General features: G+C 64.5%; 22 protein-coding genes. 15 read left to right on the forward strand and 7 right to left on the reverse strand.

Annotated features, from left to right (window positions below; translation table 11 throughout):
• Positions 1-71: 71 nt before the first annotated feature.
• The 8 genes from ACVWZ5_RS09290 (at position 72) to ACVWZ5_RS09325 (ending at position 8,998) form a co-directional block, all read left to right on the forward strand.
• Complete coding sequence (locus ACVWZ5_RS09290; RefSeq protein ID WP_028690856.1) at positions 72-383, forward strand: DUF485 domain-containing protein; 312 nt, start codon at positions 72-74, stop codon at positions 381-383.
• On the forward strand, positions 380-2,044 hold the full coding sequence (locus ACVWZ5_RS09295; RefSeq protein ID WP_062573176.1) for a cation acetate symporter: 1,665 nt from the start codon (positions 380-382) through the stop codon (positions 2,042-2,044). The genes ACVWZ5_RS09290 and ACVWZ5_RS09295 overlap by 4 nt, the downstream gene beginning before the upstream one ends.
• A 210-nt stretch (positions 2,045-2,254) precedes the next feature.
• The gene (locus tag ACVWZ5_RS09300; protein ID WP_062573177.1) at positions 2,255-2,734 is read left to right on the forward strand and encodes a CS1 type fimbrial major subunit; all 480 of its coding nucleotides are present in this window, start codon (positions 2,255-2,257) and stop codon (positions 2,732-2,734) included.
• Between the two features lie 96 nt (positions 2,735-2,830).
• Positions 2,831-5,335 carry a CS1-pili formation C-terminal domain-containing protein gene (locus ACVWZ5_RS09305; protein WP_457340574.1) on the forward strand — a complete coding sequence of 835 codons (2,505 nt, stop codon included), beginning with the start codon at positions 2,831-2,833 and terminating at the stop codon, positions 5,333-5,335.
• Positions 5,335-6,516 (forward strand): hypothetical protein, encoded by a 1,182-nt coding sequence (locus tag ACVWZ5_RS09310; RefSeq protein ID WP_186599724.1) that lies wholly within the window; start codon positions 5,335-5,337, stop codon positions 6,514-6,516. The genes ACVWZ5_RS09305 and ACVWZ5_RS09310 overlap by 1 nt, the downstream gene beginning before the upstream one ends.
• Positions 6,517-6,631: 115 nt before the next feature.
• Positions 6,632-7,384, forward strand: a complete 753-nt coding sequence (locus ACVWZ5_RS09315) for a molecular chaperone (RefSeq protein ID WP_457340575.1) — start codon at positions 6,632-6,634, stop codon at positions 7,382-7,384.
• Between the two features lie 36 nt (positions 7,385-7,420).
• Positions 7,421-8,047, forward strand: a complete 627-nt coding sequence (locus ACVWZ5_RS09320; RefSeq protein ID WP_062573179.1) for a response regulator transcription factor — start codon at positions 7,421-7,423, stop codon at positions 8,045-8,047.
• A 186-nt stretch (positions 8,048-8,233) separates the two neighbouring features.
• The gene (locus ACVWZ5_RS09325; protein WP_143514902.1) at positions 8,234-8,998 is read left to right on the forward strand and encodes an Hpt domain-containing protein; all 765 of its coding nucleotides are present in this window, start codon (positions 8,234-8,236) and stop codon (positions 8,996-8,998) included.
• On the opposite strand, the gene ACVWZ5_RS09330 is transcribed toward ACVWZ5_RS09325, so the two are convergent.
• Positions 8,943-9,095 (reverse strand): DUF3309 family protein, encoded by a 153-nt coding sequence (locus ACVWZ5_RS09330; protein ID WP_046854586.1) that lies wholly within the window; start codon positions 9,093-9,095, stop codon positions 8,943-8,945. The two genes, ACVWZ5_RS09325 and ACVWZ5_RS09330, sit on opposite strands and share 56 nt — an antisense overlap.
• Positions 9,096-9,297: 202 nt before the next feature.
• Between ACVWZ5_RS09330 and ACVWZ5_RS09335 the strand changes: the two genes are divergently transcribed.
• Complete coding sequence (locus ACVWZ5_RS09335) at positions 9,298-10,113, forward strand: SDR family oxidoreductase (protein WP_062573181.1); 816 nt, start codon at positions 9,298-9,300, stop codon at positions 10,111-10,113.
• Between the two features lie 125 nt (positions 10,114-10,238).
• On the forward strand, positions 10,239-10,424 hold the full coding sequence (csrA, locus tag ACVWZ5_RS09340; RefSeq protein WP_062573182.1) for a carbon storage regulator CsrA: 186 nt from the start codon (positions 10,239-10,241) through the stop codon (positions 10,422-10,424).
• Between the two features lie 8 nt (positions 10,425-10,432).
• Here the strand turns inward: csrA and ACVWZ5_RS09345 are convergent, their stop codons facing one another.
• From ACVWZ5_RS09345 to mnmC, 5 genes are all read right to left on the reverse strand, one after another.
• Positions 10,433-10,660, reverse strand: a complete 228-nt coding sequence (locus tag ACVWZ5_RS09345) for a YheU family protein (RefSeq protein WP_050704590.1) — start codon at positions 10,658-10,660, stop codon at positions 10,433-10,435.
• A gap of 77 nt (positions 10,661-10,737) precedes the next feature.
• Positions 10,738-11,922, reverse strand: coding sequence for an osmoprotectant NAGGN system M42 family peptidase (locus tag ACVWZ5_RS09350; protein ID WP_062573183.1), 1,185 nt, complete (start codon positions 11,920-11,922; stop codon positions 10,738-10,740).
• Positions 11,923-12,104: 182 nt separating this feature from the next.
• A complete protein-coding gene (ngg, locus tag ACVWZ5_RS09355) occupies positions 12,105-13,850 on the reverse strand; it encodes an N-acetylglutaminylglutamine synthetase (protein WP_062573184.1) in 1,746 nt (581 codons plus the stop codon).
• Between the two features lie 3 nt (positions 13,851-13,853).
• A complete protein-coding gene (locus tag ACVWZ5_RS09360) occupies positions 13,854-15,641 on the reverse strand; it encodes an N-acetylglutaminylglutamine amidotransferase (protein WP_062573185.1) in 1,788 nt (595 codons plus the stop codon).
• 145 nt (positions 15,642-15,786) lie between these two features.
• Entirely contained in the window at positions 15,787-17,757 is a 1,971-nt protein-coding gene (gene mnmC, locus ACVWZ5_RS09365; RefSeq protein WP_062573186.1) for a bifunctional tRNA (5-methylaminomethyl-2-thiouridine)(34)-methyltransferase MnmD/FAD-dependent 5-carboxymethylaminomethyl-2-thiouridine(34) oxidoreductase MnmC, read from the reverse strand.
• Positions 17,758-17,892: 135 nt separating this feature from the next.
• On the opposite strand from mnmC, the gene pap reads away from it, so the two are divergent.
• Together pap and ACVWZ5_RS09375 are read left to right on the forward strand one after the other, a co-directional pair.
• Positions 17,893-19,386, forward strand: a complete 1,494-nt coding sequence (gene pap / locus ACVWZ5_RS09370) for a polyphosphate:AMP phosphotransferase (protein WP_028690842.1) — start codon at positions 17,893-17,895, stop codon at positions 19,384-19,386.
• A gap of 177 nt (positions 19,387-19,563) precedes the next feature.
• Entirely contained in the window at positions 19,564-20,520 is a 957-nt protein-coding gene (locus ACVWZ5_RS09375) for a DMT family transporter (protein ID WP_457340576.1), read from the forward strand.
• Positions 20,521-20,557: 37 nt separating this feature from the next.
• Here ACVWZ5_RS09375 and ACVWZ5_RS09380 read toward each other — a convergent pair whose 3' ends face one another.
• A complete protein-coding gene (locus ACVWZ5_RS09380) occupies positions 20,558-21,952 on the reverse strand; it encodes a class II fumarate hydratase (RefSeq protein ID WP_062573188.1) in 1,395 nt (464 codons plus the stop codon).
• Positions 21,953-22,105: 153 nt separating this feature from the next.
• Here ACVWZ5_RS09380 and ACVWZ5_RS09385 point away from each other — a divergent pair, with 153 nt between their 5' ends.
• The 3 genes from ACVWZ5_RS09385 to trhO all read left to right on the forward strand — a co-directional run bounded on the left by ACVWZ5_RS09385 (position 22,106) and on the right by trhO (position 24,075).
• Complete coding sequence (locus tag ACVWZ5_RS09385) at positions 22,106-22,630, forward strand: DUF2059 domain-containing protein (RefSeq protein ID WP_028690839.1); 525 nt, start codon at positions 22,106-22,108, stop codon at positions 22,628-22,630.
• A 10-nt stretch (positions 22,631-22,640) separates the two neighbouring features.
• The gene (locus tag ACVWZ5_RS09390) at positions 22,641-22,937 is read left to right on the forward strand and encodes a BolA family protein (RefSeq protein ID WP_062573189.1); all 297 of its coding nucleotides are present in this window, start codon (positions 22,641-22,643) and stop codon (positions 22,935-22,937) included.
• 205 nt (positions 22,938-23,142) lie between these two features.
• Positions 23,143-24,075, forward strand: coding sequence for an oxygen-dependent tRNA uridine(34) hydroxylase TrhO (gene trhO, locus ACVWZ5_RS09395; protein WP_062361509.1), 933 nt, complete (start codon positions 23,143-23,145; stop codon positions 24,073-24,075).

Genomic DNA, 24,075 nt, shown 5'->3' on the forward strand with positions numbered 1-24,075 from the left:
TGGTTGGCGTCCAGCGGCAGCATAAAGTTGGAGTCGGGTTCTCCCTACTCTGTGCTGCTAGGACAAAAACAATGAACGACAGCATTTACCAATCGATACAGAACAGTCCGCGCTTCAAGGAACTGGTCACCAAGCGTGAGCGCTTCGCCTGGATTCTCTCGGCGATCATGCTCGGCCTGTACTGCGCCTTCATCCTCCTCATCGCCTATGGCCCGCACGTGCTGGGCGCCAAGCTCAGCCCCGATTCGTCGATCACCTGGGGCATTCCCCTGGGCGTCGGCCTGATCGTCTCGGCCTTCGTGCTCACCGCGCTCTACGTGCGTCGCGCCAACGGCGAGTTCGATGAACTGAACAAGGCCATTCTCGAGGAGGCCAAGCAATGATCCGTCACGCCAAAGCCCTGGCCGTCCTGGCCTGCGGTGCCTTTGCACCCGCCGTGTGGGCCGCCGATGCCCTGACCGGCGAGGTGCAGAAACAGCCGCTGAACGTCTCGGCGATCGCCATGTTCGTGGCCTTCGTCGCCTTCACCCTGGGCATTACCTACTGGGCCTCCAAGCGCAACAAGTCGGCGGCCGACTACTACGCTGCCGGTGGCAAGATCACCGGCTTCCAGAACGGCCTGGCGATCGCCGGCGACTACATGTCGGCGGCCTCGTTCCTGGGCATTTCCGCGCTGGTGTTCACCTCCGGCTACGACGGCCTGATCTACTCCATCGGCTTCCTGGTCGGCTGGCCGATCATCCTGTTCCTGATCGCCGAACGTCTGCGCAACCTGGGCAAGTACACCTTCGCCGACGTGGCCTCGTATCGCCTCGGGCAGAAGGAAATCCGCACCCTGTCGGCCTCGGGCTCGCTGGTGGTGGTGGCGTTCTACCTGATCGCTCAGATGGTCGGCGCCGGCAAGCTCATCGAGCTGCTGTTCGGCCTGGACTACCATGTGGCGGTGATCCTGGTGGGCATCCTGATGTGCCTGTACGTGCTATTCGGCGGCATGCTGGCCACCACCTGGGTGCAGATCATCAAGGCAGTGCTGCTGCTGTCCGGTGCCAGCTTCATGGCGCTGATGGTGATGAAGCACGTGGGCTTCGACTTCAACACCCTGTTCTCCGAAGCGATCAAGGTGCACGCCAAGGGCGAGGCGATCATGAGCCCGGGCGGCCTGGTCAAGGACCCGATCTCGGCGTTCTCGCTGGGCCTGGCGCTGATGTTCGGTACCGCGGGCCTGCCGCACATCCTGATGCGCTTCTTCACCGTCAGTGATGCCAAGGAAGCGCGCAAGAGCGTGCTGTACGCCACCGGTTTCATCGGCTACTTCTACATCCTGACCTTCATCATCGGCTTTGGCGCGATCCTGCTGGTCAGCACCAATCCCGACTTCAAGGACGCCGCCGGCGCCCTGATCGGCGGCAACAACATGGCGGCGGTGCACCTGGCCGATGCCGTGGGTGGCAGCGTGTTCCTCGGCTTCATCTCGGCAGTGGCCTTCGCCACCATTCTGGCGGTGGTCGCCGGCCTGACCCTGGCCGGTGCCTCGGCGGTGTCCCATGACCTGTATGCCAGCGTCTGGCGCAAGGGCAAGGCCAACGACAAGGACGAGATCCGCGTGTCGAAGATCACCACCATCGCCCTGGGCGTGCTGGCGATCGGCCTGGGCATCCTGTTCGAGAAGCAGAACATCGCCTTCATGGTCGGCCTGGCCTTCTCCATCGCCGCCAGCTGCAACTTCCCGGTGCTGCTGCTCTCGATGTACTGGAAGAAACTGACCACCCGCGGCGCCATGATCGGCGGCTGGATGGGCCTGGTCAGCGCGGTGGGCCTGATGATCCTCGGCCCGACCATCTGGGTGCAGATCCTTGGTCACGAGAAAGCGATCTACCCGTACGAGTACCCGGCGCTGTTCTCGATGATCATCGCCTTCGCCGGCATCTGGTTCTTCTCGGTCACCGACAAGTCCAAGGCCGCCGAAGACGAGCGCGCGCTGTTCTTCCCGCAGTTCGTCCGGTCGCAGACCGGTCTTGGGGCCAGCGGAGCGGTTTCCCACTGATCCAGGTTGCTGTCTGAACGACGCCCCGGCTTGCCGGGGCGTTATCTTTTTTGAACAAGTTGTATTTCCCTGGGAAATTTCCCTGTCTGGCTCGGAGCGGTCCTAACGGCTTGCCTCGGGCCAATACGAATAATCCCTATCACCAGCGGCGCATCGCCGTCTTGGCATTTCTTGCTGATGTCGTTCAGCGGACTGATAGGAGATCCACTCTTGAAAGCTTTGTTTCTTGCCCTTCCTCTCGCCCTTCTGGCTGCCGGTTCCACCATGGCCGCCGACCCCATCGAGAAACAGGTCCAGGTGATCGCCACCGTTCCCACCGCCGCCTTCTTCGTCGAGCCGGTCGGTGGCAACTGGATAAACGATCCACAGGAACTGCAATGGAATTCGAACCTACAGACCTTCGGTGTCATCGACAAGCAACTGCAGGTCAAGAGCACCATCGGCCCGATCGCTGCGTACCTGCTTTCGCCGGCCGTGATTTCCAGCGGTGCCGAGGGGATCGACCTGGATGTCAAGGTGGCCGGCACTTCCTTGACGACCACGTCCTCCGAGGTGATCAGCGAAGCCCAGGCCAATGCGGGGGCGGTGGTTGGCTTCCAGATCGCCGCGCTGCCCCCGAGCAGCGGCAGCTATGTGCCGGGCAGCTATCAGGGCCTGGTCAGCATGGTGTTCGAGACCGCCGCACCTTGACCCTGACATTGGGTTGAATCACTTCTTCTTTCGTCCTTGCCCCTCGTCCTTGGCAATTCGAGCCCAAGGGCGAGCCGGGGCTGAATGCAGACTGTCATGGCAAACTTTCCTTTCTCTCAGGCCTGCCTGTATGGCGGGCTGGCTTTTCTTGCTTGTGTGGCGCGCCCGGCCACTGCCGAGCCCTCCACGGATTCACTCGTGGCGATGATGCCGACCCAGGGGTTGCCAAGGGAGTTCGAGGAGCACTTCTTCGATGTACCTCTGGCGGTCCGGATCGATGTGGATGGTCGTTACCTGGGCGATGCGATGGTGGTGCTGTCGCGTGGCATGCAGGTCCAACTCCTCGAGTTCACCGATATCCAGGACAGTCAGGAGCCCGCCGTCGTGCGACGTCGCTGGCGGGAGCGGCTGTCGGTCGGGCGACCGCTGGGCGAATGTGTCCGTGACTGTGTCGAAGGTTTACGGGCCATTCACTACAGCCTGGTCAACTCGCAGTTGTCACTGTTGACCCAGGACGTCGAACAAGCCAGCGGACAGGCCAGGTACCACCGGGAGCCGGAGCATGGCAGCTATGGGCTGTTGCTGCGCAATCAGCTCAACCTGCTGGGCAGTGGGGCGGACACCACGGGGCGCTATGCCCTGCAAGGTCAGGGTAGCGTGGGCAACTGGACGGTGCTGGCCGACGCCCAGGCCGACCGTGGCAGCGATGAGCGCCAGGATACCCGGCATCGGCTGGACCAGTTGTACGGTGAGCGTGTAGTTGAAGAACACTTCTATCGCCTGGGCTATTTCACCCCGAGCGCCCAAGGGCTGAGCCGACAGCCAAGGCTGTACGGCAGCACCCCCGACACTACCTTGGGTCTGATGCTGGGCAGTAGCGACAGCCTGTTGATCGAGAACGGCCAGCCCAGCAGCATCCCGATCTATGTCACGCCCAATCGTCCGGGCGTGGCCGAGATCTATCGCAATGGTGTGCTGATCAACAGCCAACCCGTTCAACCCGGACTCCAGGCCCTCGACACGCGGGTCTTGCCCGGGGGCATCTACGAGGTCGAGATACGCCTGCTCGAGGATGGCCAGGAGAGCTCGCGCAGCGAAGCCTTCGTGTACAAGCCGAGCAACTGGGGCAACACCGACAACCGCTGGCGCTACAACGCCTACCTGGGCCGGCAGCAGACACTGCTGAGCAATTGGGATGACGGTCGTGAGCCGAGCCTGGCCGCAGGGGTGATGGCCAACTACCTGCTGCACCCCCGTGCGGTGCTGGGGGTGTCCGCGCAGAGGGTGGAGGAGGCGATGCAATTCGGTACCTCCGTGGATTGGGATGCGCTGGACCGTTTCAAGCTGTACGGCAATTTCTATCGGAGCCAGGGCCGAGGCGACGGTTACGACCTGCAGGCCGTGCTTCGCCATGACCTTGGCTCGTTGGTGCTCAGCCACAGTCGCAGCCGCGTCGATACATCGGCGTCGGTGCGCCAGGCGCTGCGTGATCAGGCGGATGTTCGGCAAACGTCCCTTTCCTACAACCACCGCATCAGCCCGCGCAGCACGGCGACGGTGCGGGTGGCCCACAGCACCGGCTCCGACAGTGGCAGCGGCGTCGACCTGGGTTGGGCCTACTACGGCAAGCTGCTGGGCTCGGACGCCAACTGGCGCTTCTCGGTGTTCGATCGCCCGGGCTCGGTCAGTACCGGTGAGCAGCGCAACCGTGGCGTGAACCTGAGCCTCAGCATGAGCCTTGGCGGGCCGGGGCGTCGCGTGGGGGTAAGCCTGGGCACGAGAACCGCTCGGGATGGCGGTCGCGACCAGAACGCCACGCTGTCCTACCAGCAGGATGTCGAATGGGGGGCAGTGGAATCCGTAGGCGGCGCGTTCACGGTGGATCGCTACGGGACCGGCTACTCGGGCCATGCTCAGTTCCTGAGCCAGAGCTTGCAGGGTGATGCCTACGCACAGACGTCCTCCTACAACGGCGAGCTCAGCGCAGGCCTGAACCTGCAGAGCCTGGTTGCATTCGGCCCGGGAGGCGCGGCGATGTCGGGTCACCACCAGGCGCAGGAGGCTGGCCTAATCGTCGACATCGATAGCGATCTGCCTGACCTGGCGCTACGCGCCGATGATTTCCTGGGCGTGAGTACCACGCTGCGTCCCGGGCGCAACATCATCCCGGTGACGGCCTACCGTAGCGGGCATGTGCAGTTCGACTTTGCCCAGGCCCACGACCCATCGGCCATCATCCAGCCGCCCAGCCTCGACTACCACCTCAACCGCGGCGGCGTGGAGTACGGCCAGGTGCGTGTGCTGCGCACGGTCACGGTGCTGGGGCGGTTGTTGGACGATCAGGGGCAGCCGTTGGCTGGAGCGATGGTGATCAACCACGCCAGCCGCAGTGTCAGCGAGGCCGGCGGGCATTTTGCCGTGCAGTTGAGCCAATCCACGCCGACCCTGGAAATCCGCCGGGGTGGACAGACCCTTTGCAATCTGTCCCTGGACCTTGCCGAGCACAAGCGCGAGGACGATGTGTTGTTGGTGGGAGATCTGCCCTGTGCAGGTGAAGGCTTGGCAGCGATGCAACCTCTGGAGCAAGGAGCGAAAATCTGATGAAGCAGGCCAGGACAATTCTGTTGGCTCTACTGGGGCTGGTCGGTGGCTATCTGTCGCCGAGCTGGGCCGCTGACGTGACATTGTCGGCCCGTTACCTGGGGGATGCTGATGGGCAGTTCGAAAACACGACGCCAAAAGCTGATTTTTGCACGCGATGGCCATCCATGTGCAACAGGGCGACGGTGGACCTGCCGATCAGTTTTCTCAAGACCACCACTCGAGGCGCGGCAGATCCGCGAGACCGACTGTTCGTCAAGGTGCCCGCTCGACGGACTGTGACAGTGGTCAACCAGTCAACACTCGATAGCTATCTGGTCACGCTTGAGTTTCAGGAGTTCAGTCTGGAGTTGCAGCGAGTGCGGGGTACACCCGATGTTCCAATCTTCAACATGCAGGGTGGTTGCATGCTCCGGGTCGCCAACAGTCACAATCTCGGAGCCACTGGACGCTTCCTCTGGTCTGTGAGCAACGTGGTCGCGCCACAGCCCTGTTACAGCGACTCCAGCAGTGGCACCGACGGGGAGGAAGTGCAAAGCAGTGTTGGATTGGCCGGCACTTCTTACAGGCTGATCATGCCACGGCCGATCGGTATGCCTCAGGGGACCTACCGTGGCAGTACGCAGTTCACCGTGGGGGCCGATGGGGATTTTGCATTCGGAAACAACGTGTCGAATCTCAACGATCCGATACTCACCGTGCACTTGGAACTGGACGTCCGGCACGACCTTTATCTTCGATTTCCCCCCGGTTCTGATCGTGCGGTACTGGAACCCCCGGGAGGCTGGCAGGGCTACCTGGGGGGGCGTGGCCTGCCGCCGAGACTGGAGCGCGACATACCTTTCAGGATCTGGTCGTCGGGGCCGTTCAAGGTCTACAAGCAATGCGAGTTCGAGGTGGGGGAGCATTGCGGTATCCGCAATGTCGCAAACCATGCCGTACCGGTGGAGGTCGGCGTGTCGCTGCCGAGCAGTGTCCAGCACGGCGGCGGCGCCTCCAGGCGGATCATGCTGACCACTGGCGAGACCGGTGCGCCGGTCTTCCTGCCACAGCACTTGGTGGCCAACCAATCCGGGCAACTGCATTTCCAGGTAAGGCAAGCTGCTATCGGCGAGATGACGGCCCATGCCGGCACCACCTATCAAGGGCAGGTGACGGTGGTGTTTGATGCGGAGCTTTGATGCTGCCGGTCCGCCTGGGAAATTTCTGAAGCTTCTTTGGGAAATGACGAGTCCTGCTTCCCGGGCACAAGCGTAAAAAATACAAGGGTATTAGCAGTCAGTACGACACCTTTTCATGAGGACCCTTTCCGTGACGATCCATTCCTACCTGCTGGTCCTGCTTGGCCTGCTGCTTTCCTCGCCCTTGCTGGCGGCTCCCGCACTCAATGTGGGCGGGCTCTACGACTATCTCGATGCTGACCGCAGCACCTTGCTCAAGCGTGTGCGTAACAGCGGCGACAGCACGGCGTTCGTCAAGGTCAGCGTGGCCGAGCTGGTCTATGAAAGTGATGGTACGGTCCGCGAGGTCGATCAGCAGACGCTGCCCGTGGAAGAGCGTGGGCTGGTTGCCAGCCCGGCCCGCTTGATTATTCCTGCGCGGGGTATGCAGGCCATTCGCTTGCTGTACCGAGGCGAGCGCGACAGGGAGCGTTATTTCCGCCTACGCTTCATTCCGGTGCTGCCCGAGCACAATGACGGCTTCGCCCTGAGCGAAGCCCAAGCCCAGGGCTACAAGGAAAGCTTGCAGGCTGGTGTCAACGTGCTCGCCGGCTACGGCACGCTGCTGTTCGTCACGCCATCCAGGGTCAGCTATCAAACGCCCGTGGAGCAGAAAGGCGGTAGCATGGTAATCAGCAACGCGGGCAATGCCACGGTTGTGCTGGACCATTTTCGGCAGTGTGATCGCAAGGGCGACAAATGTGACACCGCCATCAAGCATCACTTGCTGCCGGGGCGTACGCGTGAATTTTCCGTGGCGGACGGGCGTTTCTACCAGTTTGAACTGCATGAGGGGCGTGATCGCAGGGATGTGGTGGTGGGGCGCTGACTGGCCTCGTGAATGTCCTGCCGGGGGAGGAGGGGCATGTACAAAGTGCTTGTGGTGGATGACCACCCCTTTATTCGTACCAGTGTGTGCATGCAGCTGCGCCTGGATAACCTGGAGGTGGTCGGTCAGGCGGACAACGGCATCGATGCCGTTGTCCTGGCCCGTGAGCGCAAGCCCGATGTGGTCATCCTCGATTTGCTGCTACCGGGGCTGGACGGCTTGGAGGTGATCTCCCGAATCAGAATGATGGGGTCGCCGGTCAAGGTCGTGGTGTTGACTTCGCAGTTAACCGAGAACTTCTCGCTGCGCTGCATGAAGGCGGGGGCATCGGGGTTCGTGTCAAAGACCGAGGACCTCAAGATCCTCAGCAAAGCGGTCATGGCGGTGTTGGCCGGCTACACCTACTTCCCGGAGGTCGCCCTGAGTTCAGTCAACCGGCGGGAGCTGGAGGTGGACGAAGCCCAGGTGCTCGCGTCGCTCACCAACCGTGAGCTGATCATCCTGCAGCATCTGGCGCGTGGCCTGAGCAACAAGGCCATCGGCGAAGCCATGCTGCTCAGCAACAAGACCATCAGCACATACAAGGCCCGGCTGATCGAGAAACTGAAGGTCGGTTCGGTCATCGACATGGCGGACATTGCCCGACGCAACGGGCTGATCTGAGGCGTAGCGCGCCAGAGGTTTCTGGAAGCGATGCCATTTCAGCGAGTATGGCGTTGACAGCAGTGACAGCGTGGCGGTAGACGACGGAGAAGAACTGTACCTGCTTTACCAACCGAGCCGCCCCTGTCAGAGCCAGGGTTTGACTATCTACCGCAACAATGCGGGACAGTCCTCGAGATTCTTGTGGTGGAGCGGCATCCCGCCAGTCGCCTGATGCTCGGATTGCAACTGACACGAATGGGCCATCGGGTCACCGTCGCCGTCAATGGGCAGCAAGCGCTGCAAGTGTGTCTCAAGACGCCGTTCGATGTGGTCTTCACCGGCTTGAGCCTGCCTGGTCTGGATAGCTGCAGGCTAGTGCGTGCCCTGCGTCTGCATGAGCGCCGCCGGCAATTGTATCCATCGCTGGTCCTGGGTATCACGGCTCGACGATTCACCACGAACACTGATCGGTGGTTGGCGGCCGGTATGGACCGTTGCCTGGCCAAGCCTTTGACGGTGAACCAGCTGCAATCGCTGTTGCCCGGTGGCGAGGACTGCGTGGCTGACCAGCCGGTGTTGGATATGACCGAGCTGGAGCGTTTGGCGGCAGGCAACCCTCTGGTGCTGGGCGAACTTGTCCAGGTGCTGATCGAAACCACCGAGGGAGACCTGCGATCGCTTCGCCAGTGCGCCCTTGATCGTGACCTGCCGGGTCTGCACCTGCTGGCGCACCGGATCAAGGGCGGCGTACGCATGGTCGATGCGCAGGAGCTGGTAGCGGCCTGCCAGGCTATGGAAGACCGATGCCTGGCGCCGCAACCAGCGACCAGCGCGCTCGCCGATGACCTGCGAAGACTTGGCCTTGAAGTGCTACGCCTCTTGCTCGGGCTGCGTCGCTACAAGGCAAGCCGACTCATATCCGCCCCAGCAGCAACAGGATCAGCAATACCACCAGCACCACGCCGATGATGCCGGACGGACCATAGCCCCAGCTGCGCGAATGCGGGAAGACCGGCAAGCCACCGATCAGCAGCAGGATCAGGATGATGATGAGGATCGTGGTCATAGTGGAGTCCTTGCGTGGTTGAGGGTCAAGGGCCTCGGAAAGCTGGGCACTTACTGTTCCGACTGTTGGCGGTGGGCAAAGATTCCATCGGTTGTGCAGGCCCCGGTGGATGGATCCTCATTCAGCATTCTGATGCTGCACCGCTGCGGCCGGCGTTCTGGCTAGACTCCAGACCAATCCCACTGTTCAAGGCATTTGCCCCATGCACAACCGAATGATGATCACTGGCGCAGGCTCTGGCCTTGGCCGCGAGATCGCCCTGCGCTGGGCCCGTGATGGCTGGCGCCTGGCCTTGGCCGATGTCAATGAAGCAGGACTGCGCGAGACCCTGGAGCTGGTGCGCAGCATCGGTGGTGATGGTTTTATCCAGCGCTGCGATGTGCGCGACTACAGCCAGCTTACGGCCCTGGCCCAGGCCTGCGAGGAAAAGCTCGGCGGCATCGACGTGATCGTCAACAATGCCGGGGTGGCGTCGGGCGGGTTCTTCGCCGATTTGTCCCTGGAGGACTGGGACTGGCAGATCGCGGTCAACCTGATGGGCGTGGTCAAGGGCTGCAAGGCCTTCCTGCCGATGCTCGAGCGCAGCCGTGGGCGGATCATCAACATCGCCTCCATGGCCGCCCTGATGCAGGGGCCGGGCATGAGCAACTACAACGTGGCCAAGGCTGGGGTGCTGGCCTTGTCCGAAAGTCTGCTGGTGGAGCTGCGTCAGGTCGAGGTGGCGGTGCACGTGGTGTGCCCGTCGTTCTTCCAGACCAACCTGCTCGACTCGTTCCGCGGGCCGGATCCGGCGATGAAGGCGCAGGTGGGCAAACTGCTGGAAGGTTCGTCGATCAATGCTGCGGATATCGCCGAATATATCCACCAGCGGGTCGCCGCTGGCGAGTTCCTGATCCTGCCCCATGAGGCCGGGCGCCACGCCTGGCAGCTCAAGTGCCAGGCGCCTCAGCGGCTGTACGACGAAATGGCGGACATGGCGATGAAAATGCGGGCGAAGTCACGAAAAACCGCGCATTGAGAGGGATTTCTGTAGGTCTTTTTACCCTTGCCGGTAGGTTGCGTCTATTTATCCTGAGAAGGATTGAGTAGGCCAAAGCTGGCGGGGCAGTCTCCGATTTTCCCTTGAGCTGTGAGGATCGGAACATGCTGGTAATTGGACGAGAAGTGGGCGAGGTCATCGTGATTTCCGAAAACATCAGGATCCAGGTGATGTCCGTGGATAACGGCCAGGTCCGTTTCGGTATCAGCGCACCGCGAGAGGTGGAGGTGCACCGGTTCGAGGTGTACAAACGCATCAAGGCGCTGGAGCTGGAGAAGCAACAAGCTTGAAGGCCCTGCTACTCGAACAGCTCCTGCGGTACCTCATGCTTTGCCAGCAACTGGCACTGCTGGCTGTCCATGTCGAACAGGATGAACGCCTGCCCCTTGGCCAAGGCCTGGCGCACCCGTAACACACGGGTTTCCAGCGGCGTGTCGTCGCCGTTGTCGGTGCCGTCGCGGGTGACGAAGTCCTCGATCAGGCGGGTCAGGGTTTCGGCTTCGAGTTGGTCGTAGGGGATCAGCATGGTCTGGGCGGTGGTTGTGAGAATGGGGGCATGCTACGTGAATTTGGGGGCGCGGTGCGCCCCTTTCCCCCAACTGATCACCCTTTGTTGCCCACCAGGCTATCCACTGCCGGCACTCGGGTGTCGCTTTCCATCTGTGCGTCGTGTTCCAGTTGGTGGCTGAAGCGCTCCAGTGAGGCATTGGCCGGCTGCGAGTCGCTGGCGAATACCGGCGGGCTGAGCAGGTAGGCGCCGAGCAGACGGCTCAGCGCCGCCAGGCTGTCGATATGGGTGCGCTCGTAGCCATGGGTGGCATCGCAGCCGAAGGCCACCAGGGCGGTGCGGATATCGTGCCCGGCGGTCACCGCCGAGTGGGCGTCGCTGAAGTAGTAGCGGAACAGGTCACGGCGTACCGGCAGGTCCTGATCGCCGGCCAGCTTGAGCAGGTGACGCGACAGGTGATAGTCGTAGGGCCCGGAGGAATCCTGCATGGCCACGCTCACCGCGTGTTCGCTGGACGCCTGCCCCGGCGCCACCGGGGCGATGTCGATGCCGACGAACTCGCTGACGTCCCAGGGCAGGGCAGCGGCGGCGCCGGAGCCGGTCTCCTCGGTGATGGTAAACAAGGGATGGCAGTCGATCAGGGGCTGGCGGCCGCTTTCCACCACGGCCTTGAGCGCCGCCAGCAAGGCCGCCACGCCGGCCTTGTCGTCCAGGTGGCGGGCGCTGATATGGCCGCTTTCGGTGAACTCCGGCAACGGGTCGAAGGCGACGCAGTCACCGATGGCGATCCCCAGTGCCTCGCAGTCGGCGCGGGTAGCGCAGTAGGCGTCCAGGCGCACCTCCACATGTTCCCAGCTGATTGGCATCTGGTCGATGGCGGTGTTGAACGCGTGCCCGCTGGCCATCAGCGGCAGCACGCTGCCGCGGTAGACGCCGGTGTCGGTGAACACGCTGACCCGGCTGCCCTCGGCGAAGCGGCTCGACCAGCACCCCACCGGCGCCAGCGCCAGGCGACCGTTGTCCTGCAACTGGCGCACGCTGGCGCCGATGGTGTCCAGGTGCGCCGAGACGGCGCGGTCGGGCGAGCTCTGGCGGCCCTTGAGGGTGGCGCGGATGGTGCCGCGACGGGTCAGCTCGAAGGGGATGCCCAGTTCGTCCAGGCGCTCGGCGACATAGCGCACGATGGTATCGGTGAAGCCGGTGGGGCTGGGGATGGCGAGCATCTCCAACAGCACACGTTTGAGGTAGTCGAGATCGGGTTCGGGAAGTCGTTCGGACATGTCCAGGTCTCCGGTCGGGGTGAAATTTCCAAACTGTGGGCAAGGTCTTGTGGGAGCGGCCTTGGGTCGCGAGAGGGGGGCGAAGCGCCCCCCGGGATCTCAGCTTCGCTGCATCTATGGCCGGGCCCGCTTTGCGGGCCTTTCACGACACAAGGCCGCTCCCGCAAAGATCCGGGGGGCTGTCAGGCCAAGGGGCGGCTGTGGGGAAACAACAAGTCGACAAAGCGCTCGGCCGTGGGCTGCGGTTCATGATTGGCCAGCCCCGCACGCTCGTTGGCCTCGATGATCACGTAGTCCGGTTGCTCGGCATCGCGGACCATCAGATCCAGGCCCACCACCGGGATTTCCAGGGCGCGGGCGGCGCGTACCGCGGCATCGGCCAGCACCGGGTGCAGGCGCGCGGTGACATCCTCCAGGGTGCCACCGGTGTGCAGATTGGCGGTACGGCGCACGGCCAGCCGTTGCCCGGCCGGCAGGATGTCGTCGTAGCCCAGCCCCGCGTCCTTGAGCGTGCGCGCGGTCTCTTCGTCCAGTGGAATGCGGCTTTCGCCACCGGTGGCCACCTGGCGGCGTCGGCTCTGGGCCTCGATCAGGGCACGCAGGCTGTGCCTGCCGTCGCCGATCACCTGGGCCGGATGGCGGATTGCTGCCGCCACCACCTCGTAGCCGATCACCACGATGCGCAGGTCGACGCCTGCATGGAAGCTCTCCAGCAGCACGCGGCTGTCGAAGGCGCGGGCTTGCTCCACGGCATGGCTCAGCGCTTCGAGGGTGGTGATATTGACCGCCACCCCCTGACCCTGCTCGCCATCCACCGGCTTGACCACTACCGCGCCATGCTCGTCGAGGAACGCATGGTTGTCATCGACGCTCCCCGCCAGTTGCTGCGCCGGTACCTGCAGGCCAGCGTTGTGCAAGGCCTGGCGGGTCAGGCGCTTGTCCTGGCAGAGGGTCATGGTCACGGCGCTGGTCAGGTCACTCAACGATTCGCGACAGCGGATGCGCCGTCCGCCCAGGCTCAGGGTGAACAGCCCGGCATCGGCATCATCGACCTGAACTTCGATGCCGCGGCGCAATGCCTCGTCGACGATGATCCGTGCATAGGGGTTGAGACCGGCCTCGGGCCCCGGGCCGAGGAACAACGGCTGGTTGATGCCGTTCTTGCGCTTGATGGCGAAGGTCGGCAGGGTGCGGAACCCAAGCTTCTTGTACAGCCGCTTGGCCTGGCGGTTGTCGTGCAGCACCGACAGGTCGAGGCAGGCCAGGCCACGGCTCATGAAGTGTTCGATCAGGTGACGCACCAGCACTTCGCCGACGCCCGGGCGGGTGCAGTGCGGGTCCACCGCCAGGCACCACAGGCTGCAGCCGTGTTCGGGGTCGTCGAAGGCCTTGCCGTGGTCCAGGCCCATGACGCTGCCGATTACCGTGTGGCTGTCTTCGTCCTCGGCCAGCCAGTACACCGGCCCGCCGAGGTGGCGCGGGGTCAGCAGCTCGGGATCGACCGGCAACATGCCGCGGGCCTGGTACAGCGCATTGATTGCCTGCCAGTCCGCCGCACCTTGCGCCCGCCGAATGCGAAAGCCGCGAAACACGCGTTGCGCTGGCCGGTAGTCGGTGAACCACAGGCGCAAGGTGTCCGAAGGATCGAGGAACAGCTGTTGCGGCGCCTGGGCCAGCACCTGCTGCGGCGCGGCGACGTACAGGGCAATATCGCGCTCGCCGGCCTGTTCTTGCAGCAGCGCTTCGGCCAGGCTGAGCGGATCGGGGTAGGTGTGCCCGATCAGCAGCCGCCCCCAGCCACAATGCACGGCCCGCGGCTGGTCATGGGGCTCGCTGCCGTCACCGGCCAGGCGTGCCTGCAGACGCTCGTAAGACGGCGCCTGGCCGCGCAGCAGGCGCTGGCCGTAGGCGATCTCGTGGGCTTTCATTGGTCAGATTCCTTGTTCGCTGAGCCACAGGTTCAAGGCCGCCAACTGCCACAGCTTGGAGCCGCGCAGCGGGGTAAGCTGGCCGTGGGGGTTGCTCAGCAGGCGGTCGAGCACGGCCGGATCGAACAGCCCGCGATCCTGACTGGGGTCGGTCAGCAGCTCGCGCACCCAGTCCAAGGTGGCGCCTTGCAGATGCTTGAGGCCGGGCACCGGGAAGTAGCCCTTCTTGCGGTCGATCACTTCGTGGGGAATGACTCGGCGCGCCGCCTGCTTGAGCACCTGTTTGCCGCCGTCGGGCAGCTTGAAGCGCGCCGGGATGCGCGCCGACAGCTCCACCAGGCGGTAGTCGAGGAACGGCGTGCGCGCTTCCAGGCCCCAGGCCATCGTCATGTTGTCCACCCGCTTGACCGGGTCGTCCACCAGCATCACCGTGCTGTCCAGGCGCAAGGCCTTGTCCACCGCGTCCGGCGCGCCGGGGCGGGCGAAGTGCTCGCGAACGAAGTCGCCGGCCGCGTCGTTGTCCAGGCGCCACGGCGCCTGCACGGTGTCGCGGTATTCAGCGTGGCTGCGGTCGAAGAACGCCTCGCGATAGGCACCGAAGGCGTCCTCGGCACCGTTCACCTGCGGGTACCAGTGGTAGCCGGCGAACAGCTCGTCGGCGCCCTGGCCGCTCTGTACGCCCTTGCAATGCTTGGCCACCTCCCGCGAGAGCAGGTAGAAGGCGATGCAGTCATGGCTGACCATCGGTTCGCTCATGGCGCGGAAGGCCGCTGGCAACTGCTCGATGATCTCGTGCTCGGCGATGCGCAGCTTGTGGTGGCGGGTGTGGTAATGGCTGGCGATCAGGTCGGAATACTGGAACTCGTCGCCGCGCTCGCCGCCGGCGTCCTCGAAACCGATGGAGAAGGTCGACAGGTCGTCCACGCCGGCCTCGCGCAGCAAGCCGACCAGCAGGCTGGAGTCGACGCCGCCGGAGAGCAGCACGCCGACGTCCACTGCGGCGCGCTGGCGGATCGCCACGGCGTCGCGGGTGGCATCGAGCACGCGGCTGGTCCAGCCCTCCAGGTCGAGCTCGCGCTCGTCAGGGGTCGGGCCGTAGTGCAGTTGCCACCAGGTCTGGCGCTCGACCTCGCCATGGCGGTCGATACGCATCCAGGTGCCGGGCTCGAGCTTTTGCACATTGGCCAGCAGGGTGCGCGGCGCCGGTACCACGGCGTGGAAGTTCAGGTAGTGGTTCAGTGCCACCGGGTCGATCATCGGGTCGATATCGCCGCCCTTGAGCAGTGCCGGCAAGGTTGAGGCGAAGCGCAGGCGCTCGCCGTTGCGCGACAGGTAAAGAGGCTTGACGCCCAGGCGGTCGCGGGCCAGGAACAGGCGCTGGCTGTCGCGCTCCCAAATGGCCAGGGCGAACATGCCGTTGAGCTTGGGCAGCAACGCCGCGCCCCAGGCGTGATAGCCCTTGAGCAGCACCTCGGTGTCGCCGTCGGACCAGAAGCTGTAGCCCAGGGCCTGCAGCTCCTGGCGCAGCTCCGGGAAGTTGTAGATGGCGCCGTTGAAGGCCAGTGCCAGGCCCAGGGTGTTGTCGACCATGGGCTGGGCCGAGCCGTCGGACAGATCCATGATCTTCAGGCGCCGGTGGCCGAGGGCGATCGGGCCCTGGCTATGGAAGCCCCAGGCGTCGGGGCCGCGGGGCGCCAGGTGGTGGGTGATGCGCTCCACCGCGGCGAGGTCCGCCGGGCGTGGGGCTTGGTCGATGGGGGTGAAACGTAACTCTCCTGCTAATCCGCACATAAGTCCTTACCGGTTTTGCCGTTGGGGAAGGTGCCCGAAATAAGGGGCACTTAGGTAGGGACCGGGGCAGGTAGTGAGAGTTTTAGATCGATCTGTTATATAGGGTGAGTGGTCCCGAGGGCGCAAGGCGCCCCCGGCGACAGTGCTACTTGCCGCGAATCAGCCGGCGCAGCGAGAAACGGTTGGGATGACAGGCCTCGGCCACCGCCCTGGGCAGCGGCAAGGGCTCGCCGCTGACCCAGGCGGCAATCAGCTCACCCGACAACGGCGCGGTGATCAATCCCCGCGAGCCATGCCCACTGTTCACATACAGCCCCTCCAGCCACGGGCAGGCCACATCCGGCACCTGACGTGCATCCTTGGCCAACATGGCGTAGGCCTGGTTGAACGCCTCGACATCGGCCAGCGGCCCGACGATGGGCAGGTAGTCCGGGCTGGTGCAGCGGAACGCCGCCCGGCCCTGCAGTTGTGCCGGGTCCAGTTCGGCGGTGCGCAGGCGGGTGGCCAGGTCTGCGGAAATATCATCCAGCAGCGCCAGGTTGCCCCGGTGCTCGGCCACGGTCGGCGCCAAGTCCTCGCTGTGAAAGTCGAAGCTGGCGCCCAGGGTATGTTCATCGCCACGAGATGGCGCCACGTAGCCGTCGGCGCAGACCACCGTGCGCAGTTCCCGGCTGGCCGCGGTGGCCGGCAGGCGGGTGATCTGCCCGCGGATGCGCTTGAGCGGCAACCCGGCGCAAGCCGGGAAGCCACGGACATCGGCAGCCCCGGCCAACACCACCAGCGGCGCGCTGGCCAGCAGGCGCTCGCCGTCCCAGGCCTGCCACAGACCCTCGGCCTTGCGCAGCGCGATGACGTTGGCATGGCCGAGCAGGCGGATGCGCGGATGCTCCAGTTGGGCCTGGCACAGCGCCGGTGGGTGTACCCAACCACCTTCGGGGTAGAACAGGCCGCCGCTGGCCAGCGCCACGCCCGCCGCGGCTTCGGCCTGCTCGCGGTCGACCTGGCGCAGCAGGCTGTTGTCAAAGGCATTCGCCAGCTTGGCCTGGCGTTCGCTTTCCTTTTCGTCAAAGGCCAGTTGCAGCACGCCGCAGGCGTCCCAGTCCTGGCCGCGTTGCAGGTGCTCGAGCCAGCGACGGGTGTAGCCGAAGCCGGAAAGGATCATCTGCGACAGGGCGGTGCCATGGGCGGACAGCTTGAGGTACAGCACGCCCTGGGGGTTGCCCGAGGCCTCCTGGGCCGGCCCGTCGTGGCGCTCCAACACGCAGACTTGCCAACCCCGGGCCGCCAGGCTGCGCGCGGTGGCACTGCCCGCCAGGCCGGCACCGATCACCAGCGCCTCGCGTGGCCCCGGCAAGGGCGCCGGGCGTGCGTACCAGGGCGCCGCAGGGGCGGCTGGCCCGCCGCTGTAGACGCCATGCATTACCTCCCACTTCTTGCCGATACCAGGCACCTTCTTCATGGTGAACCCGGCCTCGATCAGCGAGCGGCGCACCCAGCCGGTGGTGGTGAAGGTGCCGAGGGTGGTGCCGGGGTGCGACAGGCGCGCCAGCTGGGCGAACAGCTCGGGCGTCCACATGTCGGGGTTCTTCGCCGGGGCGAAGCCGTCGAGGAACCAAGCGTCGATGCGCGCGTCCAGTTGCGGCAGTTGCTCCAGCGCATCGCCGATCATCAGCGTCAGGGTGACGCGGCCGTCATCGAGGCTCAGTTGCTGGAAACCCGGATGGATCGCCACGTACTGATCGAGCAGGGGCCGGGTGAAGGCCGCCAGCGTCGGCCACAACTGCATGGCGCGCTCCAGGTCGGCGCGGCTCAGGGGGTATTTTTCCACGCTGACGAAGTGCAGGCGCGCCTCGGCGTGGGCCAGTTCGGCGAACAGCTGCCAGGCGCAGAAGAAGTTCATGCCGGTGCCGAAGCCCGTTTCCCCGATCACCAGGCAGTCCCGCGGCGCCAGCTCGGCAAAGCGCTGGCGCAGGTGGTTCTGCTCGATGAACACGTGCAGGGTCTCGTCGATGCCTTCGTTGATGGCGAAATAGACATCGTCGTATTGCCGGGAGTGGGGGCGGCCCTGGTCGTCCCAGTCGATCTGGGCGTGCTGGGGGAGGGTGGTATCGGACATGGTCGGCTCGGTTGCAGCGGATGACGGATTTTAAGCGATTCGGGTGGCGAGTGTCGGCCCTATCGCAAGGCGCGACAGAATCGATACGCATGGCGCAAATCCGCTAATCTTGCTTATCCATTGAAGGAGCGCTCCATGTTCGAATCCGCCGAAATCGGTCACAGCATCGACAAGGACACCTACGAAGCGGAAGTCCCCGCCCTGCGCGAGGCGCTGCTCGAAGCCCAGTACGATCTCAAGCAGCAGGCACGCTTCCCGGTGATCGTGCTGATCAACGGCATCGAGGGTGCCGGCAAGGGCGAGACGGTCAAGCTGCTCAACGAGTGGATGGACCCGCGGCTGATCGAAGTGCGCACCTTCGACCAGCAGACCGACGAGGAACTGGCCCGGCCACCGGCCTGGCGCTATTGGCGGGCGCTGCCACCGAAGGGGCGGATGGGCGTGTTCTTCGGCAACTGGTACAGCCAGATGCTCGAGGGCCGCGTGCATGGCCAGTTCAAGGATGCCGTGCTCGACCAGGCCATCGCCGGGGCCGAGCGCCTTGAGCAGATGCTCTGCGACGAAGGCGCGCTGATCATCAAGTTCTGGTTCCATCTGTCCAAGAAACAGATGAAGGCCCGGCTCAAGGCGCTCAAGGATGACCCGCTGCACAACTGGCGCATCAGTCCGCTGGACTGGCAGCAGTCGGAAACCTACGACCGCTTCGTGCGTTTCGGCGAGCGGGTGCTGCGCCGCACCAGCCGCGATTACGCGCCCTGGCATGTGGTCGAGGGCGTCGACCCGCATTACCGCAGCCTGGCAGTGGGGCGCATCCTGCTGGAGAGCCTGCAGGCGGCCCTGGCCAACAACCCCAAGGGCAAGCATCAGGGCAACGTCGCGCCGCTGGGGCGCAGCATCGACCAGAAGAGCCTGCTCGGCGCCCTGGACATGACGCTGCGCCTGGACAAGCACGACTACCAGGAACAGCTGGTCACCGAACAGGCGCGCCTGGCCGGCCTGCTGCGCGACAAGCGCATGCGCCGCCATGCCCTGGTGGCGGTGTTCGAAGGCAACGACGCGGCCGGCAAGGGCGGGGCGATCCGCCGCGTGGCGGCGGCGCTGGACCCGCGCCAGTACCGCATCGTGCCGATTGCCGCGCCCACCGAGGAAGAGCGTGCCCAGCCTTACCTGTGGCGGTTCTGGCGGCACATCCCGGCGCGGGGCAAGTTCACCATCTTCGACCGCTCCTGGTATGGCCGGGTGCTGGTGGAGCGGGTCGAGGGTTTCTGCAGCCCGGCGGACTGGATGCGTGCCTATGGCGAGATCAATGACTTCGAGGAGCAACTGAGCAACGCCGGGGTGGTGGTGGTCAAGTTCTGGCTGGCCATCGACCAGCAGACCCAGCTGGAGCGTTTCGAGGAGCGCGAGCAGATCCCGTTCAAGCGCTACAAGATCACCGAGGAAGACTGGCGCAACCGCGACAAGTGGGACGTCTATTCCGAGGCGGTGGGCGACATGGTCGACCGCACCAGCACCGAGATCGCGCCGTGGACCCTGGTGGAGGCCAATGACAAGCGCTGGGCGCGGGTGAAGGTGCTGCGCACGATCAACCAGGCGTTGGAGGCGGCGTTCGCCAAGGACAAGAAGTAGGCGGATCGTGCAGGGGGCTTGGCTTTTCGCGGGGCAAGCCTGCTCCACGATAGTCCGCCCCCTCGGGTATTGAGCATGCGTCCAGGGAATGACCTGATGAAATCTTTTCCCGCCACATCCTCCCCGGCAAGCCTTTAGACTGCACCTTCCCCCACCAAGGCCCGACTCGAGGACACCATGCACATTTCTTCCGGACGCTGGGTCCAGGGTCTTCTGTTGGCGCTGTTGACGGCGTTGCTCTGGGGCATCCTGCCGATCAAGCTCAAGCAGGTGCTGCAGGTGATGGACCCGGTAACCGTCACCTGGTACCGCCTGAGTGTCTCCGGCGGCCTGTTGTTCGCCTGGCTGGCGGCTAATCGGAGGTTGCCATCGTTCAGCCGCCTCGGAATCAAGGGCAAGGGCCTGGTGGCCGTCGCGGTGGCCGGACTGGTCGGCAACTATGTGCTGTACCTGGTCGGCCTGAACCTGCTCAGCCCCGGCACCGCGCAACTGGTGGTCCAGCTGGGGCCGGTGCTGTTGCTGGTGGCCAGCGTGTTTGTGTTCAAGGAGCGCTTCAGCCTGGGGCAGGGCCTGGGGCTGGTGGTGTTGCTGGTGGGGTTCGCGTTGTTCTTCAACCAGCGCCTGGAAGAGCTGCTGACTTCGCTCGGCACCTACACCACCGGTGTGCTGACCATCATCCTGGCGACCAGCATCTGGGTGTTCTATGCCCTGAGCCAGAAGCAGCTGCTGACAGTGTGGAATTCGCAGCAGGTGATGATGGTGATCTACCTGTGCTGCGCGCTGCTGCTCACGCCCTGGGTGCAACCGCTGGAGGCGTTGCAGCTGAGTCCGTTGCAGGGTTGGTTGCTGCTGGCCTGCTGCCTGAACACGCTGGTGGCCTATGGCGCGTTCGCCGAGGCGCTGGCGCATTGGGAGGCCTCGCGGGTCAGCGCGACCCTGGCGCTGACACCGCTGGTGACCTTTGTTGCTGTGGCGCTGGCGGCCTGGCTGTGGCCGGATTACGTGCATGCCGAGCAGATCAATGGCCTGGGCTATGTAGGGGCGGTGACGGTGGTGCTGGGGTCGGCGTTGGTGGCCTTGGGGCCGTCGCTGATCGCGGGGTGGAAGGTACGTCGGGTGCGGGTTGATGGATAATTTCATCGCGGGGCAAGCCCGCGATGAGGCCACCGGATCAGCCCTTGCCGCCAGGGGCCAGCATGTTTTCCGGCCTTACCCACTGGTCGAACTGCTCGTTGGTCAGGTACTTCAGTTCCAGCGCCGCCTCGCGCAGGGTCTTGCCCTCGCTGTAGGCCTTCTTGGCGATTTCCGCCGCCTTGTCGTAACCGATATGCGGGTTCAGCGCCGTCACCAGCATCAGCCCGCGCTCAAGGTGCGCGGCCATCTGCCCGGCGTCCGGCTCGATACCGGCCACACAGTGCTGCTGGAAGTTGCGACAGCCATCGGCCAGCAGCTCGATCGACTGCAGCAGGTTGTGGATGATCACGGGCTTGAACACGTTCAACTGCAGGTGGCCTTGGCTGGCGGCAAAGCCGATCGCCGCGTCGTTGCCAAGCACCTGGCAGGCCAGCATCGACAAGGCCTCGCACTGGGTCGGGTTGACCTTGCCGGGCATGATCGAACTGCCGGGTTCGTTGGCCGGCAGGCGTACTTCGGCAAGCCCGGCGCGCGGGCCCGAACCCAGCAGGCGCAAGTCGTTGGCAATCTTCATCAACGCCACGGCCAATGTTTTCAGCGCGCCCGCCAGGCTGGTCAGCGGCTCGTGACCGGCGAGGGCGGCGAACTTGTTTGGCGCGGTGACGAACGGCAGCCCTGACAGGGCCGCCAACTCCGCGGCGATGGCTTCGGCGAAACCGTGCGGGGCATTGAGGCCGGTGCCCACCGCGGTGCCGCCCTGGGCCAGTTCGCAGACCGCCGGCAGCGTTGCGCGGATAGCGCGCTGGGCGTAGTCGAGCTGGGCGATAAAGGCCGACACCTCCTGGCCGAAGGTGATCGGCGTGGCGTCCATCATGTGCGTGCGCCCGGTCTTGACCAGGCTCGTGTGGCGCGCCGACAGCTCGGCCAGGCCCGCCGACAGCTCGGCGATCGCCGGCAGCAGCTTGTCGTGCACGGCCTGGGCGGCGGCGATGTGCATGGCGGTGGGGAAGCAGTCGTTGGAGCTTTGCGAGCGGTTGACGTGATCGTTCGGATGCACCGGTACCTTGCCGCCACGGCCCTTGCCGGCCAGTTCGTTGGCGCGCCCGGCGATCACCTCGTTGACGTTCATGTTGCTCTGGGTGCCGCTGCCGGTCTGCCACACCACCAGTGGGAACTGGTCGTCGTGATCGCCGTCGAGCACTTCGTCAGCGGCCTGCTCGATCAGCCGGGCGATGTCGGCGGGCAGGTCGCCGTTGCGGTCGTTGACCCGGGCAGCGGCTTTCTTGACCAGCGCCAGGGCGTGCAGCACCGCCAGCGGCATGCGCTCCTTGCCGATGGCGAAGTTGATCAGCGAACGCTGGGTCTGCGCACCCCAGTAGGCGTCCTCTGGAACTTCGACCGGGCCCAGGCTGTCTGTCTCGATACGGCTCATGCTGCGCTCACTCCTTTGTAGTCAGAAATCGCAGTTTAGGCCCTGATTCGTCGCAGCGGTTCAGTCGCTCGTCGTGCCACTTGAGCACTTCGCCACCACGGCGCAGAATGCTCTACTCTGAGGTACCCGCCTCCCTTTCTTGAAGGAAATGCAATGACCCGTCTTCGTGTCCTCTGTGCTGCCGTTGCCCTGGCCTGCGCCAGTGGCCAGGTGCTCGCCGCCACCGCGAGCCACAATGCCGCTGCCGAGAAATTCCTGACCCTGGCCAATGCCGACAAGCTGGGCACCCCGGTGTACATGCAGGTCCAGCAGATGTTCGCCCAGCGTTTCGAACAGACCAAGGCGCCGGCTGCCAAGAAAACCGTGCTCGACAGCTACCAGGCCAAGGCCAACGCCGCCCTGGACAACGCCATCGGCTGGAAGAAGCTCAAGCCGAAGATGGTCGACCTGTACACCGCGACCTTCACCGAGGCCGAGCTGAACGACCTGGTCAAGTTCTACGAGTCGCCGCTGGGCAAGAAAGTCCTGCGCGAGATGCCCAAGGTCACCCAGCAGTCGGCCCAGTTGACCCAGCAGAGCCTGGAGCCGGCGGTGCCGGTGGTCAACAAGCTGCTCGACGATATGACCAAGGAACTCGACCCGAGCGCTGGCAAGGCAGCCGCTCCGGCTAAGAAGTGAGCCTGACGCGATGAACATGCAGCAACGCATCGAACAGCAGCTGGCGCCGCTGGGCACCGACCACCTCGAAGTGCGCAACGAAAGCCACATGCACAGCCGTGGCCAGGAAACGCACTACAAGGCGGTGCTGGTCAGCGGGCAGTTCGCCGGGCTGAACAGCGTCAAGCGCCACCAGAAGGTCTACGCCACCATGGGTGACCTGATGGGCGAGATCCACGCCCTGGCGATCCACACCTACACGCCCGAGGAGTGGGCGGCGGTCGGCGTGGCGCCGGCCTCGCCGGTGTGCGCCGGCGGCGGGCACTGAATCCTTCCCGTCGTTCTGGTACAATCTCGCAAAATCCGGGGGCCGCTTTGCGGCCCTTTCGCGACACAAGGCCGCTCCCAAAGGAATGCGCATCCCCCTGTGGATGCGGCCTTGTGTCGCGAAAGGGGCGTAAGGCGCCCCCATGCTTTTTCATGTCAAACCCGGTCCGCCCCTTACGAGGGCAACCACCAGGAGTTTCAGATTCATGACCCAACCGATCGTCGTGGCGGCGCTGTACAAGTTCGTCACCCTGGAAGACTACGTCGAACTGCGCGAGCCGCTGCTCAAGGCCATGGTCGACAACGGCGTCAAAGGCACCCTGCTGCTGGCCAATGAAGGCATCAACGGCACCGTCTCGGCCACCCGTGAAGGCATCGACGCGCTGCTGGCCTGGCTGCGCAGCGACCCACGCCTGGTGGATGTCGACCATAAAGAGTCGTACTGCGACGAGCAGCCGTTCTACCGCACCAAGGTCAAGCTCAAGAAAGAGATCGTCACCCTCGGCGTGCCGGGCGTGGACCCGAACAAGGCGGTCGGCACCTACGTCGATCCGAAAGACTGGAACGCGCTGATCAGCGACCCTGAAGTGCTGCTGATCGACACCCGCAACGACTACGAGGTGGCCATCGGCACCTTCAAGGGCGCGATCGACCCGAAGACCGAGACCTTCCGCGAGTTCCCCGACTACATCAAGGCCAACTTCGACCCGAGCAAGCACAAGAAGGTCGCCATGTTCTGCACCGGTGGCATCCGTTGCGAGAAGGCCTCCAGCTACATGCTCGGTGAGGGCTTCGAAGCCGTCTATCATCTTAAGGGCGGCATCCTGAAATACTTCGAGGAAGTAGCCCAGGAAGAAAGCCTCTGGGACGGCGACTGTTTCGTCTTCGACAACCGGGTCACCGTGCGTCACGACCTGAGCGAGGGCGAGTACGACCAGTGCCATGCCTGCCGCCACCCGATCGACGTGAAGGACCGGGAGTCGGAGCACTATTCGCCAGGCGTGAGCTGCCCGCATTGCTGGGACAGCCTGAGCGAGAAGACCCGGCGCAGCGCCATCGACCGCCAGAAGCAGATTGAACTGGCCAAGGCGCGCAACCAGCCACACCCGATCGGCTACAACTACAAAGCCGAGGCCTGA

Source organism: Pseudomonas sp. TE6283 (assembly GCF_054060555.1).

Coding starts and splice junctions, on each gene's coding strand:
- ACVWZ5_RS09290 (WP_028690856.1), top strand. CDS start 72: ATGAACGACAGCATTTACCAATCGATACAGAACAGTCCGCGCTTCAAG.
- ACVWZ5_RS09295 (WP_062573176.1), top strand. CDS start 380: ATGATCCGTCACGCCAAAGCCCTGGCCGTCCTGGCCTGCGGTGCCTTT.
- ACVWZ5_RS09305 (WP_457340574.1), top strand. CDS start 2,831: ATGGCAAACTTTCCTTTCTCTCAGGCCTGCCTGTATGGCGGGCTGGCT.
- ACVWZ5_RS09310 (WP_186599724.1), top strand. CDS start 5,335: ATGAAGCAGGCCAGGACAATTCTGTTGGCTCTACTGGGGCTGGTCGGT.
- ACVWZ5_RS09315 (WP_457340575.1), top strand. CDS start 6,632: ATGAGGACCCTTTCCGTGACGATCCATTCCTACCTGCTGGTCCTGCTT.
- ACVWZ5_RS09320 (WP_062573179.1), top strand. CDS start 7,421: ATGTACAAAGTGCTTGTGGTGGATGACCACCCCTTTATTCGTACCAGT.
- ACVWZ5_RS09330 (WP_046854586.1), bottom strand. CDS start 9,095: ATGACCACGATCCTCATCATCATCCTGATCCTGCTGCTGATCGGTGGC.
- ACVWZ5_RS09335 (WP_062573181.1), top strand. CDS start 9,298: ATGCACAACCGAATGATGATCACTGGCGCAGGCTCTGGCCTTGGCCGC.
- csrA (WP_062573182.1), top strand. CDS start 10,239: ATGCTGGTAATTGGACGAGAAGTGGGCGAGGTCATCGTGATTTCCGAA.
- ACVWZ5_RS09345 (WP_050704590.1), bottom strand. CDS start 10,660: ATGCTGATCCCCTACGACCAACTCGAAGCCGAAACCCTGACCCGCCTG.
- ACVWZ5_RS09350 (WP_062573183.1), bottom strand. CDS start 11,922: ATGTCCGAACGACTTCCCGAACCCGATCTCGACTACCTCAAACGTGTG.
- ngg (WP_062573184.1), bottom strand. CDS start 13,850: ATGAAAGCCCACGAGATCGCCTACGGCCAGCGCCTGCTGCGCGGCCAG.
- ACVWZ5_RS09360 (WP_062573185.1), bottom strand. CDS start 15,641: ATGTGCGGATTAGCAGGAGAGTTACGTTTCACCCCCATCGACCAAGCC.
- mnmC (WP_062573186.1), bottom strand. CDS start 17,757: ATGTCCGATACCACCCTCCCCCAGCACGCCCAGATCGACTGGGACGAC.
- pap (WP_028690842.1), top strand. CDS start 17,893: ATGTTCGAATCCGCCGAAATCGGTCACAGCATCGACAAGGACACCTAC.
- ACVWZ5_RS09375 (WP_457340576.1), top strand. CDS start 19,564: ATGCACATTTCTTCCGGACGCTGGGTCCAGGGTCTTCTGTTGGCGCTG.
- ACVWZ5_RS09380 (WP_062573188.1), bottom strand. CDS start 21,952: ATGAGCCGTATCGAGACAGACAGCCTGGGCCCGGTCGAAGTTCCAGAG.
- ACVWZ5_RS09385 (WP_028690839.1), top strand. CDS start 22,106: ATGACCCGTCTTCGTGTCCTCTGTGCTGCCGTTGCCCTGGCCTGCGCC.
- ACVWZ5_RS09390 (WP_062573189.1), top strand. CDS start 22,641: ATGAACATGCAGCAACGCATCGAACAGCAGCTGGCGCCGCTGGGCACC.
- trhO (WP_062361509.1), top strand. CDS start 23,143: ATGACCCAACCGATCGTCGTGGCGGCGCTGTACAAGTTCGTCACCCTG.